This window comes from Paenibacillus sp. 598K, from assembly GCF_003851045.1.
In the GTDB taxonomy this organism is placed as follows: Bacteria; Bacillota; Bacilli; order Paenibacillales; family Paenibacillaceae; genus Paenibacillus_D.
This window is the reverse complement of sequence record NZ_BFBX01000051.1, coordinates 1994-18386: the sequence shown is the minus strand read 5'-3', so window position 1 is coordinate 18386 and position 16393 is coordinate 1994. Positions and strand designations below refer to the sequence as shown.

At 56.5% G+C, this 16393-nt stretch carries 16 protein-coding genes; 13 read left to right on the top strand and 3 right to left on the bottom strand.

Annotation, left to right across the window (positions count from 1 at the left end):
* Window position 1 precedes the first annotated feature (1 nt).
* The 5 genes from PA598K_RS16110 to PA598K_RS16090 all read left to right on the top strand — a co-directional run bounded on the left by PA598K_RS16110 (window position 2) and on the right by PA598K_RS16090 (window position 6028).
* Entirely contained in the window at window positions 2-1171 is a 1170-nt protein-coding gene (locus tag PA598K_RS16110) for a response regulator (protein ID WP_128657953.1), read from the top strand.
* A 284-nt stretch (window positions 1172-1455) separates the two neighbouring features.
* Complete coding sequence (locus PA598K_RS16105; protein ID WP_128657952.1) at window positions 1456-2934, top strand: DUF5605 domain-containing protein; 1479 nt, start codon at window positions 1456-1458, stop codon at window positions 2932-2934.
* Between the two features lie 32 nt (window positions 2935-2966).
* On the top strand, window positions 2967-4226 hold the full coding sequence (locus PA598K_RS16100) for an ABC transporter substrate-binding protein (RefSeq protein ID WP_128657951.1): 1260 nt from the start codon (window positions 2967-2969) through the stop codon (window positions 4224-4226).
* 68 nt (window positions 4227-4294) lie between these two features.
* Window positions 4295-5170 carry a carbohydrate ABC transporter permease gene (locus PA598K_RS16095; protein ID WP_128657950.1) on the top strand — a complete coding sequence of 292 codons (876 nt, stop codon included), beginning with the start codon at window positions 4295-4297 and terminating at the stop codon, window positions 5168-5170.
* A 24-nt stretch (window positions 5171-5194) separates the two neighbouring features.
* Window positions 5195-6028 (top strand): carbohydrate ABC transporter permease, encoded by an 834-nt coding sequence (locus PA598K_RS16090; protein WP_128657949.1) that lies wholly within the window; start codon window positions 5195-5197, stop codon window positions 6026-6028.
* Window positions 6029-6159: 131 nt separating this feature from the next.
* Here the strand turns inward: PA598K_RS16090 and PA598K_RS16085 are convergent, their stop codons facing one another.
* A complete protein-coding gene (locus tag PA598K_RS16085) occupies window positions 6160-6609 on the bottom strand; it encodes a phosphotransferase (RefSeq protein ID WP_260405439.1) in 450 nt (149 codons plus the stop codon).
* Window positions 6610-6648: 39 nt separating this feature from the next.
* Here PA598K_RS16085 and PA598K_RS16080 point away from each other — a divergent pair, with 39 nt between their 5' ends.
* On the top strand, window positions 6649-7116 hold the full coding sequence (locus PA598K_RS16080; protein WP_128657947.1) for a hypothetical protein: 468 nt from the start codon (window positions 6649-6651) through the stop codon (window positions 7114-7116).
* Between the two features lie 190 nt (window positions 7117-7306).
* On the opposite strand, the gene PA598K_RS16075 is transcribed toward PA598K_RS16080, so the two are convergent.
* Both PA598K_RS16075 and PA598K_RS16070 read right to left on the bottom strand, forming a co-directional pair.
* On the bottom strand, window positions 7307-8704 hold the full coding sequence (locus tag PA598K_RS16075) for a sensor histidine kinase (protein WP_128657946.1): 1398 nt from the start codon (window positions 8702-8704) through the stop codon (window positions 7307-7309).
* A 10-nt stretch (window positions 8705-8714) separates the two neighbouring features.
* Window positions 8715-9428, bottom strand: a complete 714-nt coding sequence (locus PA598K_RS16070) for a response regulator transcription factor (protein ID WP_128657945.1) — start codon at window positions 9426-9428, stop codon at window positions 8715-8717.
* 195 nt (window positions 9429-9623) lie between these two features.
* Here PA598K_RS16070 and PA598K_RS16065 point away from each other — a divergent pair, with 195 nt between their 5' ends.
* From PA598K_RS16065 to PA598K_RS16035, 7 genes are all read left to right on the top strand, one after another.
* Window positions 9624-10391, top strand: a complete 768-nt coding sequence (locus PA598K_RS16065) for an ABC transporter ATP-binding protein (RefSeq protein ID WP_128657944.1) — start codon at window positions 9624-9626, stop codon at window positions 10389-10391.
* On the top strand, window positions 10378-12228 hold the full coding sequence (locus PA598K_RS16060; protein WP_128657943.1) for an FtsX-like permease family protein: 1851 nt from the start codon (window positions 10378-10380) through the stop codon (window positions 12226-12228). Before PA598K_RS16065 ends, PA598K_RS16060 begins: the two co-directional genes overlap by 14 nt.
* A 15-nt stretch (window positions 12229-12243) precedes the next feature.
* Window positions 12244-12612 carry a YxeA family protein gene (locus tag PA598K_RS16055; protein ID WP_128657942.1) on the top strand — a complete coding sequence of 123 codons (369 nt, stop codon included), beginning with the start codon at window positions 12244-12246 and terminating at the stop codon, window positions 12610-12612.
* Window positions 12613-12716: 104 nt separating this feature from the next.
* Window positions 12717-13565: an AAA family ATPase gene (locus PA598K_RS16050; protein WP_128657941.1), complete on the top strand. Its 849-nt coding sequence runs from the start codon at window positions 12717-12719 to the stop codon at window positions 13563-13565.
* Between the two features lie 98 nt (window positions 13566-13663).
* A complete protein-coding gene (locus tag PA598K_RS16045; RefSeq protein ID WP_128657940.1) occupies window positions 13664-14707 on the top strand; it encodes an ABC transporter substrate-binding protein in 1044 nt (347 codons plus the stop codon).
* Between the two features lie 12 nt (window positions 14708-14719).
* On the top strand, window positions 14720-15742 hold the full coding sequence (locus tag PA598K_RS16040; protein WP_128657939.1) for a FecCD family ABC transporter permease: 1023 nt from the start codon (window positions 14720-14722) through the stop codon (window positions 15740-15742).
* A partial coding sequence (locus PA598K_RS16035; RefSeq protein ID WP_148091959.1) for a FecCD family ABC transporter permease occupies window positions 15735-16393 on the top strand: 659 nt, incomplete at its 3' end. The genes PA598K_RS16040 and PA598K_RS16035, both read left to right, overlap by 8 nt.

Here is a 16393-nt window from a genome sequence, read left to right as displayed (position 1 = left end):
CATGTGGAATCTGCTGGTAGTCGAAGATGAGCAGATCGTGAGGGTTGGCTTGCGATATATGATGAAATGGGATGTCTACAATGTGTGCTGGAAGGGTGAGGCCTCTAGCGGAGAAGAAGCGTTACGTCTGATGGAGACAGAAGACTTCCATATCCTGTTGACGGATATCCGTATGCCGGGAATCGACGGACTGCGCTTCGCCAAGCAGGTTCGCCAGCGCTATCCCGACGTTCAGATTATATTCCTCAGCAGTTACGGAGATTTTGATTATGCCAAGGAAGCGTTGCGTATCGGCGCGGTGGACTACTTGCACAAGCTGACGATGGACGAGATAGAGATCGGAGCGGCACTAACGAAGGCTGTCCAAGCGCTGCAGACGACGATGGGAGCGAAGGTCGGACCAAGCGCCGAGGAAGCCAATGATTTCCTGCTGTCGCTGCTTGATGATTATATGATGCCGGACCATCCGCATCTGGCGGGTCTAGAGCTGGACATGCTGGAGCAGGGAGGATGGCTTACCGTCTTGCGCAAGCGCGAGGATGGATCTGCCGATGGAGACGAAGACCATCTGCAGTTTCGCGCCATGCAGTATTTGATCGCCGAACGAGTCAATAAGGGCTGGGGCGGGCTTGTGTTCCATCGCAGCTACAGAGAGATTATTTGGATTGCGCCTGCAAGGGGGGCAACTGGCGGGGACGAGGGCTTGGCGGAATTTCTGGCAAGACTCAAGCAGAAGGTGATGGAGCTGCTGAACGTGGCGCTTGTGTACTCGACGAGTGCCACGCAACCCGGAATCAAGCGGCTGCCCCAGGCGTATCTGGCTGCTCTTCTGGAGCTGCCAAGCGACGATCATACGGACAACTATATCGTTCGCAAGGCGAAGCAGCTCATCGATCGGCATCTGCTGGAGGACGTCACGCTGGCCAATGTTGCGGAGCAAGCGCATGTCAGTCAAGGATACTTGAGCCGGATCTTCCTGAAGGAGATGGGCGAGAACTTCAGCGATTATATCATCCGCCGCAAGCTGGAGCATGCGCAGAAGCTGCTGCGGGAGACCAACCGCAAAATATATGAGATTACCGCTGATATCGGTTACTCGAACCCGCAGTATTTCAGCAAGCTGTTCAAGGAGCGGATTGGTGTGACGCCGTTTGAATACCGCAATCAATAACGCAATTCATAACGCTATCCCTTATCCTATTGTCCTGCGACGAAGGATAGGGGATTTTTTGTAGCCCCGCTTCCTGATTCTCTTCGTGATCAATTGGGGACTTTTTGAACAACCGCTATGAGGTCAAAAAAACATACAAAAGGATAAAAGAGATATGTCCTGTTGCTGTCCGCCCGTTTGAACAGGTCATGATGGGACACGAAACAGCCGATTCCTCTTCTACGAATGTCGCCGCTTGGCGTATAAAATTAAGGCATGAAGCACAAGAAAGGAAGAATGCCAGAATGACCGAAACAGAGGGGAAAGCGTTTACGGTTGAGCGCTGGGGGCGGTTTGAGTATCGCATGGAAGGACCAGCGCTCGGCAACCCGTTTAAGGACGTGCAACTATCGGGGCATTTTCGTCATCATCATCGCGTAATCGAGGTGAACGGCTTCTACGACGGCGACGGCCAATATGCAATTCGATTTATGCCGGACACGACAGGAGAATGGTCGTTCGAGACCAGGAGCAATGCCCCGGAGCTGGATAGCCATAGAGGCGTGCTGCATTGCTCGGCTCCAGCAGAGGATAATCACGGCCCCGTCCGGGTTGACCGTACGTATCATTTTGCCTATGCCGACGGCAAGCCATTCTACCCGGTAGGCACGACCAGCTATGCCTGGATTCATCAAGACGAGGCGCTGCAGCAGCTCACGCTTAGCAGCCTGGCTAACGCGCCGTTCAACAAAATCAGGATGTGTATCTTCCCGAAGCATTACGATTATAACTTGCACGAGCCGCAATCCTTTGCATTCGAAGGTTCGCTTGCGGAGGGATGGGAGTGGGAGCGGTTCAACCCGGTATTTTGGCGCCATCTGGAGCGGCGACTCGATGATCTGCTGGCGCTGGGCATCGAAGCGGATGTGATCCTGTTTCATCCGTACGATCGTTGGGGCTTCGCCGCGATGAGCGCGCAGACCGACGATTTTTATCTGACGTATGCGATAGCGAGGCTGGCTTCCTTCCGCAACATCTGGTGGTCGATGGCCAATGAGTACGATCTGATGCAAGAGAAGCGGATGAGCGACTGGGATCGCTATTTCCAGATTGTCCAGCAGTCCGATCCTTATCAGCATCTGCGATCGATCCATAACTGGCATCATCCCGAGATTCATTATCGCAGCAATCTGCATTGGTACGACCACGGCAAGCCATGGGTGACCCATGCGAGCATCCAGCATGCCGACTTAAAGTTCGTGACGGAATGGAGGACGCTCTACCGCAAGCCGATCGTCGTCGATGAATGCCGATACGAGGGCAACTTGAATCACGGCTGGGGTAACATTACGGCTGAGCGGATGGTTGAATGCTTCTGGGAAGGAATGGCCCAGGGCGGTTATGCGACACATGGCGAAACCTTCGTGCACCCGGATGACATCATCTGGTGGTCGCATGGCGGCGAGCTGCATGGCGAGAGCGCGGAGCGAATCGCTTTTCTGCGAAGCTTGATGGAGGAGGGACCGCAGCTCGATACCAGTGCGGCTAACTTCCAGTGGGATACCTGCGCCGGCAGTGCGGATGAGAGCTATTATCTCGTGTACTTCGGTTCGAGCCGGCCTGCATTTCGCGTGCTGCCGCTGCCGGCAGGCAGCGAATACCGGATCGAGCGAATCGATACGTGGCGGATGACGATTACGCCATTGCCGGGCGTATACACAGGCTCTAGCCGGATCGAGCTGCCTGCAGAGCCTTATCAAGCCTTGCGCATTACCAGAGTATGAACTGAGTCCTATCACCCGAGGAGGATATAACTATGAAAAAACCAATGAAAATAATGAGCGGTCTACTGGCCGCTGCTGTCCTGGCCGCCGGCTGCTCCAGCCAAACAGGCAACTCGCCGGAAAGCGGGGTGGCGCCAAGCGAGACCACAACCGTCTCGCTATGGATCATCGATGACCATCTATGGATCGACGGCGCGGTAGAGGACTTCAACAACTCCCATGACGACATCCGTATCGAAGTGAGCAAGTACGGGGTGGATCCGCTGAAGGAAGCATTGAAGGTCGCGGCAAATTCGAAGACGCTGCCGGATATGTGGTTCACATGGGGCGGCTCGCTCGGCTCCTTCTACGCCGAGAACGGTTTGACGGCCGACCTGACCCAGATTGCGGCGGAACGCAACTGGTCGGACAAATACAATCAGGCAGCGATCGACATGTCAACCTATGGCGGCAAGCTTGCGGGCATTCCGTACCACCTGAATGCAGTAGATATGTGGTACGCCAAGGATGTTTATGCGCAATTGCAGCTGACGCCTCCGGCATCCTTCGAAGACTTCGAAGCGCAATTACAGACAATCCATGACAACGGAATCGTGCCGCTTGCGCTCGGCGGCAAAAACGGCTGGCATCTGATGCGGCTGACCGAGCAGCTCATCGAATATTTCGGAGGCGCAGAGCTGCACGACAAGCTGAGCCGTCTTGAAGCTTCGTGGAATGATCCAGCTGTCGTCCAAACGTTCGAGAAGCTCAAGGAATATTCGGACAAGGGTTACTTCCCCAAAGGCCATGTCGCGATCGATCAGGCAGAAGCGATTAATATGTTCTATCCGAGCGCAGCAGCGATGAGCGTCGAGGGAACCTGGCTGGACCGCAACATTACTGCTGCTGGCTTTGATCCGAACAACTTCGGGGTATTTAAATTCCCGACCGAGCGTTCATCCGTATTTGCAGAGATGTTCCAGGTGAACGCCGATCTGGACGATGCGAAGCTGGAGGCTGCGATTACTGTGGGCGAATATCTGACCAGCATCGACGTCGTCAACAAATATAACGATACGTACGGCACGCCGGCCACGTTAAATGTAGCCTTCTCGGACAACATGCCTAATGTCGAGCCTCTTCTCGACATGGCGACTAAGGGAGGCTTCCTGATCATGGACCAGGCGTTGCCGCAAGAGGTGGTGCAAAAGCTGTTCGAAGCGCAGGACAAGGTAGCGCTCGACGAATGGACGCCTCAGCAAGCAGCGGAAGCGATGGATAAAGCCGTGAACGACTATAAAGGCAGGTCATAACCAAGAACAGGCTGGAGCGGTCGATCGCTATGATCGCTCCTCCTTCTTCTTAATGGAGGAGCAAACGTATGAGGACAAGCGTTTACAAGCCCTGGCTGTTTATCCTTCCAGCTCTGGCTATCTATTTAACCGTTATTTTTATTCCGTCCGCCTACACGCTTTATTTAAGCTTTTTCAGCTGGAACGGGGTGGCTCCGGACAAAAAATTCGTCGGCTTAAAAAACTATGCAGAGCTTCTTTGGAACGATACCGTTTTCCCGAAAGCCTTAATGAACAATTTGATCTGGACACTCGGCTCCTTAACCTTAATTATGGGCATCGGGCTAATGCTTGCTTTGATGCTCAATCGCAAGCTGAAGGGACGGATACTGTTCAGAGGACTGTTTTATTTCCCTTATGTCCTCTCCGGCATTATCGTCGCTACGATCTGGGTGTGGATGTACAACCCGTTGCAAGGCTTTTTCAACCATGCTTTAGAGTGGCTTGGCCTGGAGAGCTGGACGAGAGCCTGGCTGGCTGAGCCCAAACTCGCTCTCTATGCCGTGTTTCTGGCGGCTATCTGGAACGGGGTCGGTCAGCCGATGGTGCTGTTCCTCGCTGGCTTGCAGACGATTCCGCAGGACCCTTATGAGGCAGCGATTATCGACGGGGCCAAGCCCTCGCAGCAATTTCGATTCATTACGCTGCCGCTGCTGCGCGAGACGTTTATTATTGTCGTCGCGATTACGATGGTGTCTTCGATGAAGGTATACGACCTGGTCTATGCGATGACTGGAGGCGGACCTGCGGAGAGCACGCATGTATTGGCATCATGGATGTATTTCCAGACGTTCCGATTTGCCAATATCGGAATCGGCTCCGCGATTTCCATGTTTCTAATTTTGATTACCATGGTCGTTATCATTCCTTATGTCTACTACACCACGAAGAAATCGCATGTATAGCTTGCATGTACTGGAGGCGAACGAATGGAGCTTCAAGAACATCCGCTGAGGGTTGCGACCCGTTATGTTTTTTTGATCTTGCTTGCTGTCGTCTTTATGATCCCGGTTGTATTTATCGCATTTACCGCGTTGAAATCCAATTCGGATTTGCTTCGCAATCCCTTTTACGCATTTCCCGAGAAGATTCAGTGGAACAATTTTGCTATGGCATGGGAGCAAGGCAGACTGGGCATGTATATGAAAAATACGGCTGTGATTGCCTTTATTAAAGTGCCGCTTGGCATTCTGGTTGTTGCTTTGGCCTCCTATGCGATGACGCGGATGGTCTTTCGATGGGGGAGCGCGTTATTCGCTTTATTTCTGATTGGGATGATGGTGCCGATGCAGGCGACGCTGGTGCCGCTCAATATCTTTCTTAACAAAACAGGGCTGGTCAACACGTATCCGGGCATCATTCTTGTCTATCTGGGCTTTGGCATTCCGTTCGGCATTTTGATTCTGCGCGGCTTTTTTCGCTCGATACCCAAGGAGATCGACGAAGCTGCGCTCATCGATGGCTGCGGAGATACCGGCAAGTTTTTCCGGATTATTTTACCGCTTTCCATGCCGGCTATTGCCACGCTCTTTATTTTTGATTTCATGGCGACGTGGAACGAATTTTTGCTGGCTCAAATTTTCATCACCAAGGATACGATGCGGACGATTACGACCGGCCTGCTAGCCTTCCGCGGGGAATTCTCCACCAATTATACATTAATGAATGCAGGGGTGCTCCTGTCGGTCCTGCCGGTACTTGCCGTCTACATGGCATTTCAGAAATATTTCGTCTCCGGTCTGGCCGGGTCGGTCAAAGGCTGAGACGGGCAGTTAAGCTATAATCCGCACTGTCTTCCCTCGGATTACCTCGCACTCCAGGCATTGTTATCCTGTGCGCCAGGGTGGTCGACATGCGGAAGCCGGTGCGGCGCGCGGCTGCGTACGTGGTTCAGTTATAGTCTTGACCTGATCTCCGCGAGCAACAACGCTTTTTCTTGTTCGCTGATGGCGTCCGCATGCAGCTTGCGCGCCGCCACGGGCAATATCCAGTCCTCGATCTCATTGGGCTCAAGACCTGTCAGCCTTCGGTATTCCTCGCAGAACACATGAATGATACGCTCCCGTAACGAATCAAAGCGAGACACGGCATTGCTCGGCGCATGCGGCGGCAAAATCGCGTAACGGATCATAATGATGTATTCGGCCAGATCGGCTTCCGGGTTACCGATCGAGGCATTCATCCAGTCGATGAATACCGCTTCGTCTCCGTGAATCATAATATTGCCCGGGTTAGGATCGCCGTGACACAATTGCTGCTTGACGGGCAAGCGGTTCAGATGGCGAATGACTTGTTCCTTCTCTGCCGCAGTCAGATACCCGGCATTGCGGATCGAGGCGATCAAGCTGTCTCTTTGCGGAGGCAAAGGCGGGTTGCTGACCCGATGCGTCTGGCTCGTCTAACGGAATTGGCGAAGGAAACGCCTGTACGGAGCTTTGAAGATTTCAAAAAACTCGTCATGAATGAACTTATGGAATTGGTAGATCAGAACCCGCTTTACGTCAAGCTTGAATCCATGCGAACAGCGGTATTCGAGAAAAACGTGGACGCGGAAACGATGCTTAACCAGAAAATCAATCTGTACCAGCTCATGACAGAGCTGGTGGCCATCATCTGCGATTCGCAAGCCGTCACTCCGGAAGACGTCATGGAGATTCTTCAGGCCGAAGCCTCGATAATAACCGGCTGCAAATTATCTGCGACCTTGCCTGCGGAAGTTATCGAGATCATCGAGCAAAATGGTCTGGATGGACTTCAACGCGATTTCAAAGAAGATGTTTGGAAAACGATGAATTGTTACTTGGATGGGTATTATAAAAATCATATCGTTGTCCGTAAAACCGGGCCTTAGGACGCCGACAAAACAGAGGTCTAGATGACCTGCGGAAAACAGAGCGACACGGCTGTTGTAGCTGGCGCTACAGGAGTGATGGGAGAGAGCTGGTACGGCAATTGCTGGAGGCCCCAGTCATTCGCATGACAGAGGCCCGGCGATTGAAGTGCTGGAGTCTGAAAAAATCTCAGGCCCGTAAAGGGCGGCGTTAGCCTGGTCTAAGAGTTGACCCCGCCCATCGCACCGTCACCGTCGTCCCTCGCCCAACCTCGCTCTCGAGCGTCACGGTCATGCCGTGCGCGACGACGATGTCGCGGGCGATCGCCATGCCAAGGCCGGTACCGCGCGTGGCCGCCGTATGGCTGCCGCGATAGTAACGCTCGAAGACGCGCTCGCGCTCTGTCTCCGGGATGCCCCGGCCGTCGTCGGCGATGACGAGCTTCGTCTGGCTGACGGCGACGGTCACGGATGCCTGCTCGCCGCTGTGGATGAGCGCGTTGTGTACGAGGTTGAGCAACGCCCGCTTCATCAGATGCCGGTCGAGCGGCAGCAGCAGCTCAGGCGCTTCGCCGACGAAGGCGATGTCGCGCTCCTGGAACTGCGGGTCGTTGAGCACATCGATGACGAGCTCCCGCGTGAATGCCTCCAGACGCGTATCCTCCAGCTGCAGCGGCAGATTCTGACTGCGCAGCCGCATCGTCAGGTTGAGGTCCTCCAGCAGATCCTTCATATAGATCGATTGCCGCTCGATCACTCCGGCGTAGTCGGCGCGCTCGGCGGCGCTTACCTCATCGCCATTCAGCAGCTCGGCGTAGCCTTGGATCGAAGCGAGCGGCGTCTTGAGGTCATGCGACAGATTGCCGATCCACTCGTTCCGCAGCCGCTCAAGCTGCAGCCGCTCCTGCTCATGCTGCCGGAGCGTCTCAGAGACGTCGTTAAGGTTGTGGAACACCGAGGCATAGATGCCGGTCCTGCGCGGAGGCGACGGGCGGAAGTCCCGGCGCCTGAGCTGGGCGATCCGCTCGATGATCGCATGGACAGGCCGCGAGAGCAGCGTGCTGAACAGCAGGCCGATGACGGCGGCGATGATGATATCGATGACGATAACCGCTAGCAGTGCCCGCGAGGCAGGCTGCAATAGCGAATCCGGATCAAGCATGATGAAGAAGCGTCGCTCCTGCGAGAACGGCACGCCGATGAGGTAGCTGTATTCCTCGAAGGGGCTGATGAAATACGTATTAAACTCGTCGTCCATATACTTGTATTTATGCACCAGATCGATTGGGGTATAATGGGCGACCGCCGTCTCCGGCGCGAGATGGGAGGCGACAACATTGCCGTTGGGGTCCAGGATTTGCACCCAGGCGCCGTAGTCGGCCAAGGCTTGCTTGCCTTCGTCCGTAATGACGGGCGAGCCGCCCTCCATTCGCAGATAAGCGGAGAACTCCCGGGTGAACGTCTGAGCGGATGTGCCTTGTATGCCTTCAAAACCGGAGCTTGGCTGGTGCAGCACAAAAATGATCAGCAGCACCGTATTGACGATGATGACGACGATAACGATACAAATAATCGAGACGAGATACCGTCCGGTCAATTTCCATTTCATGTCTGCTCACCTACTCCTGAAAACGATAGCCCAGCCCTTTGACCGTTACGATATGTCGGGGCTCGGAAGGCGTATCCTCTATCTTTTCCCTCAATCTGCGAATATGAACCATCAACGTATTGTCCGCTCCGTAAAAGTCCTCGCCCCATACCGTCCTGAAAAGCGTCTCCTTGCTGAGGATTCGATTCGGATTGCGCATGAAGCACGCCATCAGCCCGACCTCCTTGGCTGTTAGCTCCAGGCGCTCGCTGCTCTTCCATACCTCTGTCCGATCTCCATTTATAGTGAAGGGCCCGACCGTGACCGCGTGCTCAACCTTTGCATCGGCTGTCTGTCCGCTCTCTGCTGCATAGATGCCAGCCCGTCTGAGCTGCGCTTTGACCCGATAGGCGACCTCCTTGGGGCTGAACGGCTTGGTCACATAGTCGTCGCCGCCGATTGCCAGTCCCAGCAGCTTGTCCACCTCCTCATCCCTTGCCGACAGGAACAGGATCGGGATGCGCGACACCTCGCGGATTCTGCGGCACAGGTCGAAGCCTTCGCCGTCGGGCAGCATGATGTCGAGGATTGCCAGGTCAGGCGCGAGCCGCTCGAACAGCGTCCAGCCCATCTGCACGCTGCCTGCCGTCTCCACGTTCGTCAGCCCTTCCTTATGCAGCGCAGTTTTGACCAATCGGCACAGATCGGCCTCGTCATCGACGACGAGGATGCAGGGTTGTTCCATATCGTTCATCCTTTCCCGGCAGCTTTTTTTGGCCCTATGGTGCGTCCCAACCCCAGGCTGTCTTTTGGATATGTCCTAGTGTACCATGTTCGCGCAGCAGGAGAGCGGATTTAAACATTTTGTAAGGTTTGCGTGAAGGTGAGTTAAAGACAGCGCCGTATAGTGGAAGCATACAAGGAAAGAGGGGATGCGGCGATGAGCGTATTGTTAAGTGTAAGAAAGGTAGACAAAATGTATGGAAAGGGCGCGAATAGCTTCCAGGCGCTGAAGGAAATTACGTTCGATATGGAGGAGGGCGAGTTCGTCGGCATCATGGGCCCGTCAGGCTCCGGCAAGTCGACGCTGCTTCATGTGCTGGCGACGATCGATGCGCCGACGAGAGGGGATATCTATATCGGCGAGGATCAACTGAGCGGGATGAAGGAGGATCAACTCGCTGACTTCAGACGCCGCAATCTCGGGTTCATCTTCCAGGACTATCATCTGCTCGACTCGCTCACGGTGCGGGAGAACATCCTGCTCCCGCTCGCCGTCGCGAAGCGGCCGGCTGCCGAGATCAATGCGCGCGTCGAAGCGATAACGGCGGCATTTGGCATCGATCGCCTGCTCAACAATTATCCTTACCAGATATCCGGGGGGCAAAAGCAACGTACGGCCGCATGTCGCGCCTTGATTACCGACCCGAAGCTGTTGTTCGCTGACGAGCCGACCGGGGCGCTCGATTCCAGTTCGGCTACCGATCTGCTGGATCGATTGAGCGCGATGAATGCCTCGCAAGGGACGACGATTATGATGGTCACCCATGACGCGTTCGCCGCGAGCTTTTGCGGCCGGATCCTGTTCATTAAGGATGGGCGTCTTGCGTCCGAGCTGAGCCGCGGCTCGCAGAGCCGCAAAGCGTTTTTCCAACAAATCATGGACACGATGTCCAGCTTGGGCGGTGTGGTCGATGACGCTAACTGAGCTGACGCTGAGGAACATGAAGCGCAATATGAGAAGCTACGGCCTGTACATCGGCGCGACTGTCTTCTCGATCCTGATCTACTTTACTTTCGTGACGTTGCAGTATAGCAAGGAGATCAGCGAGCTGTCCGAGGAGTCCCAGCGCATGCAAAGCTTGATGAGCGCTTCGGCGTTTGTACTCATTGTCTTTGTCGCGATCTTCGTTTTGTACTCCAACGCCTTCTTCGTCAAAAAACGCAAAAAGGAGGTTGCCTTGTACGCGCTGATGGGAGTGCGCAAGCGGGCTATTGGCTGGATGCTGTTCTTCGAGAACATCGTTATCGGTATCGCGTCGCTAGTGGCGGGTATCGGCCTTGGCTTCCTGGTGTCGCAAGCGCTACTGGCCGTTCTGCTCAAGCTTATGGGTCTGGAACTGACAGTCGGTTTTATCTTCTCTCAGAAAGCTGTTATGCATACGGCAATTGTCTTTCTGTTGCTCTTCGTTGCCACCTCGTTGCAGGCCTATCGCGTCATCTATCGCTTTCGGCTGATCGAGTTATTTCATGCCGAGAAGGCAGGCGAAGCGCTGCCCAGAGCAAGCTTCGTCTCGGCGTTGGCAGGTATGGCGACACTGACATGCGGGTACTGGCTGGCGCTGCAGGATCTGACCTCGTCCGAGGCGTGGCGGATGCTCAGTGTGGCGACGCCGCTCGTCATCATCGGCCTGACGATTTTTGGAACTTTCCTTATTTTTCGCAGCGTGCTCGTCTATATGCTACATCGTCTGAAGCGATTGCCCTCGCTGGCATGGCGAGGACTGCGGCTGCTCTCGATGTCGCAGATGCTCTATCGAGTCAAGGGCAATGCCCGCACGCTTACGATCATCGCGACGCTTAGCGCCACGACGATTACTGCGGGCGGCGCGGTATTCGGGCTGTATTATAATGCCGAGCAGGAGGTGAAGACGTTTGCCCCGTACAGCTTTATGTGGCAAGGGGAAGCTGTTGCGCTCGACTCGTCGATCGTTGAGTTCGAGGCGGAGGTATTCGGCAAATCGCTGCGCATCCAGCAGGGCGGACAGCAATGGGAAATCACGGCCATTCCATACGAATACTTCGCTGGACCGGCCCAACGTCTGGGCTGGAGGGAGCTTGCGCCGCCGGATGAAGGCAGTGTGCTGTTGATTGATGCCTTGTATGATAAGCGATTTTCGGTATTGCCGGAATCTATAGCATGGGAAGACGTCGATTATCCCGTATCACGGTTGTATGAGCAGCCTTTGTTCAATGTCAAGACGATAGGCGCTCGGGTGATGGTGATGACCTCGCGAGATTATGAAGCGATTGACGCACAGGAGCTTCGGTATCAGATGGTCGATGTGAAGGACTATAAAAGCCATCTGGAGTTGTCCAGGACACTTGGTGAGCAGACAGAGCAATTCTCCAGCGCCGTAGAGATGTATCGCACGTCTATCGGAGGACTCGGAGCGATGCTGTTCGTCGGCAGCTTCCTTGGTTTGGTCTTCCTGGTCGCTACTGGCAGCATGATCTTCTTCAAGACGCTGACAGAAGCCGAGGAGGATCGGGCGACCTATGCTGTACTGAGCAAGCTCGGAATCTCTAGACGCGAGATGAGACGCAGTATTCGCCAGCAGGTAGGGATGATGTTCGCAGCGCCGCTGATGCTAGGGCTGCTGCACGGCGGAGTGGCGCTGCTGGCCTTTTCCAATATACTACAGACCGATTTATGGATTCCCGTCTTGTTATGGATGCTTGCCTATAGCATCATCTATCTCTTGTACTATATTGCGACGGCGAGAAGCTTCGAGCGGAGCGTCCTGCCGATCGATAAATCTTGAAGGGAGTATAAAAACATGAAAAAATTAGTTGCAATTATCGGCGTTCTGGCCGTGTTGTTCGTTGGAGGGATCGCATTTCTGGCCACCTTCGATATCAATCGTCTCGGCAAGGAGCATTTATATGTACAGATTGGCGAGCCCCATCACCTCGAGGAGACGAAGTTGAATTCCGGAGAGATTGATACGCGTTACTGGTATGAACTTCCTGCCTATGATAAGGACGGCAAGCAAACAATGACCAGCTTCTCCGCTGCGAAGAAGCTGAAGGTAGACGGGTATCTGAAGCTGTATACCAAAAAATCGGGCAGTGTGACGTCGTACGACGGCGTAACATGGGGGGAAATTCCAAGACAGGCGCAAGATAAGCTAAAGTCGGCGAACTAGCCGACTTTTTTTGTGCGTAAGGCGATTAGTAGAGATTTGTCGATTGCATTTCATCAGGACGGCGTTATAATAAATAGTAAATATTACGTATAAGGAAGTGCGATATGACGAAAGCCAAGCCGAACGCCCGGATTCCCCGGGCCAAAGGCATCGACACCGCAACTTACTACACGCCCAAGGAGTGCACTCGAAAGGTGAGGCGCATCGTGCTGCCGCCCGACAATCGGCGCATCGTCGACGAGTTCCTGACGATCCTGGCGATGAAGGAGAAGTTCGAAGCGTACGATGTGCCGATCCCCAACAAGCTCGTCATGTTCGGTCCGCCCGGCACCGGCAAGACGCTGACCGCCTACTACCTGGCTGCCAGATTGGAGCTGCCGCTGGTGCTGGTGCGGCTCGATGCGATCATCCATAGTCATCTGGGGGAGACGGCCAGTAATGTGCGCAAAATATTCGAATACGCCAAAGCCTCGCCCTGCGTCCTGTTCCTCGACGAATTCGACGCGATCGCGAGGACGCGGGATAACAACGACGAGGTGAAGGAGATGTCGCGCGTCGTCAATACGCTGCTGCAATGCCTGGACGAATTTGACGGCGACAGCGTCTGCGCCGCCGCCACCAACCTGGAGACCGAGCTGGATACGGCGATCTGGCGCCGCTTCGATACGAAGATGGTCTATACGATGCCGTGTGCCGAGGCGAGAGACGCCTACATCGATCTGATGCTCCGCGACTTTGCTCGTGAGCCGGAGGTGCGGGAGCAGGCGGCTAAGCGCATGGAGGGTTGCAGCTATGCCGATATGGAGCAGATCCTGCTGAAAGCGATGCGCAAGGCGATCATCCAGGAGCGGCCGCTTGCTGTCGATCATATCGACGAAGCGTATGCGGAGTATCGGCCGCGACCGATGGACAGAGCGGGCGAGCGAGATAAAATCGGACAATTGACAAGATAAAGCGTAATGATTACAATTAGTGTGTGAGAGAGAGTGAAAGGAGAATCGACCTTCTCTCTATCCAAGTCGTAATAATTACGCATAAAAGGGAGAGCAACATGAGAAACAGAACACGATATGGCTGGGCAAGTATACTGATCCTCGTCATGCTGACCGTTGCCGCCTGCGGCAACAGCGGCAATACGGGGGAGAGCGGGCAGCCGCAGCAACAAGTCGAGTCGGTCGCCGGGCAGGAGACGACAGCGACCGATACGGAAGTGGAAGCGGTCTTCGAGCCGGTAGAGGTGCAGGACGTGACAGGCGCGACCTTGCGATTCGAGAAGCCGGTCGAGAACATCGCATGCATCGTCTCGCTATGCGTAGACGTGCTGGCCGAGCTGGGCATGGAGCCTGCGGCCGTCGCCGAGGGCGGCGTGCGGACGATTGCCAGCGCGCCCGAGTTTTATGGCAGCGCAGGCGAGTCTCTGCCGTCGATCGGGGGCAGCTTTTTCGAGCCGAGTCTGGAGGATATTGTCACGACCGCGCCTGACCTGGTGTTCGGCCTGCAGGGCGTCCATGACACGCTGCGCGAGGGACTGACTGGCGTCGCTCCGCTCTATCTGGTCAATCCGAAGCACTACGACGAATCGCTCGCTGTCCTAGAGACCATCGGACGACTGACCGGCAAAACAGCTGAAGCCGAGGCGGCCAAGCAACGGTTCCTCGACAAGCTGGCGCAAGCTGCCGCAGCGTCGCCAAAGGACAAAAAGGCGCTCATCATCTATGGCTCGGATGTCAACTTCTCGGTCATCACGCAATCCGGTCTCGGCGGTACTGTGATGGCCCAGATATCCGATTATCCGTGGAAGGTCGAGAAGCCGGAGGACGATCCCTATGGCGAAGGCGCAGTGCCCTACTCGCTGGAGCGGCTGATCGCCGAGGACCCGGACGTGATCTTCGTCGAGAGCTATGCCTTCGGAGCGGATGCCGTGCCGGTCTCGGAGCAGCTGGCGGCATCGCCGCTCTGGGACAAGCTATCGGCGGTGCAGCACGGTCAGGTGCATGAGGTGCGCTCGCCGATCTGGGGAGATGGCAGGGGGAGCCGCTCGCTTGGCATCCTGCTCGACGAAGCGATGGCTATACTGTACCCGGGGCAGTCGTAGGAGGCCGCTGCGATGCCGGGTAGTCGAACTTACCGGACCGGAAGAGCTGCGATGCTCCCGGTCCTTCTCTTGTGCCTCCTGCTGACGGCGACGATGGCGGCAGGGTTGAGATGGGGCTCTCGCGTCTTCGACTGGTCTACGCTGGGCGCGATCCTGTGGGCGGGAGGCGGCGAGGAGCTGGAGCGTACGATCGTGCTCGACATCCGACTGCCGCGTATCCTGTTGGGCATGCTCGTAGGGGCGATGCTGGCGGCGGCCGGCACGCTCATGCAGGGCGCGCTGCGCAATCGGCTCGCCGGGCCGGAGCTGCTCGGCGTCTCTGCGGGATCGTCGCTCGCGGTCGCGACGATCACCGTGCTCCATCTGCCGGTGCCCTTCCATCTGCATCCGCTGTTGGCGCTGTCCGGAGGTCTGCTCAGCGGCGGGGTCGTCGTCCTGGCCGCCCGCAGCATCGGCGCGACCGGCATGCTGCTGACCGGGATGGCGGTGTCGGCGATGCTGAACGGGCTGCTCGTCGTCCTGATCGCGCTCGGCACGGGCAATGACGTCAATCTGCTCTATGCTTATCTGCTCGGCTCGCTGGCCAATCGGGGTTGGGAGCAGGTGGAGGGGCTGCTCCCCTGGTGTCTGCTCGTGCTGCCGATCGCCCTCGGACTGGCGAGGTCGGTCAACCTGCTGCAGCTCGGCGAGGAGACGGCTGCGGGTCTGGGGGTGCGGGTGGAACGGGTAAGGCTGACGGTGCTCGTCGTCTCCACGCTGCTCGTGGCCGCCACCGTCGCTCAGTGCGGGCCGATCGGCTACATCGCTCTGCTCGCCCCCCATCTGACGCGCGCGATGACGCGATCGCAGGATGCGCGGCTCGTCCTGCCCGTCTCGGCGCTGTGCGGCGCGGCGCTGCTGACGCTGGCCGATCAGGCGGCGCGCCTGTGGCTCGAGCCGATGGAGATCCCGGTCGGCGTCTGGACGACGCTGATCGGCGGCTCGGTCTTCCTGGTCTATATCGTCCTGCGGAGAGGAGGCGGTCAGCATGGGTAACGGCAATCCGGTCAGGGCGACCGCCAGAGCGCGACTGCTCCTCGTCTGCGGCGCGCTTATGGCGCTAGTCCTGCTGCTGACGCTGCTGCACCTGACCTATGGACGGAGCGCGCTGTCGGCAGCAGAGATGTGGCGGGCGCTGCTCGGCTGGGGCGAAGATGCGGGCGTTCGCCATATCCTCTGGCAGCTGCGGCTGCCGCGCGTGCTGGTCGGCCTGCTGGCGGGCGCGATGCTCGGTCTGGCGGGCGCGATCCTGCAGATCGTGTTGCGCAATCCGCTCGTCGAGCCGGGCTTGATCGGCGTCTCCGCAGGCTCGGTGTTGGCGATCGTGCTGGCGATGCAGCACGCGCCGATGCTCCTGGGCTCAGGCTCGCGGCTCGCCTTGCTCGCCATGGTCGGCGGGATCGGCACGACGCTGGCGATCTATGCGCTGAACGGTCGCAAGGGCAATCACGGGGCCCGTCTCGCCCTGACAGGCATCGTCGCGACATCGATCCTGCAGGCGCTGACCTCCCTGCTGCTGCTCCGCCAGCAGCAGGGACTGGCGTCGATCCTGCTCTGGAACTTCGGCTCGCTCAATGGCCGGGTATGGACGCATTGGCAAAGCCTGTGGCCATGGGGCGTGACGCTCATCGCGCTGGCCCTGCTGCT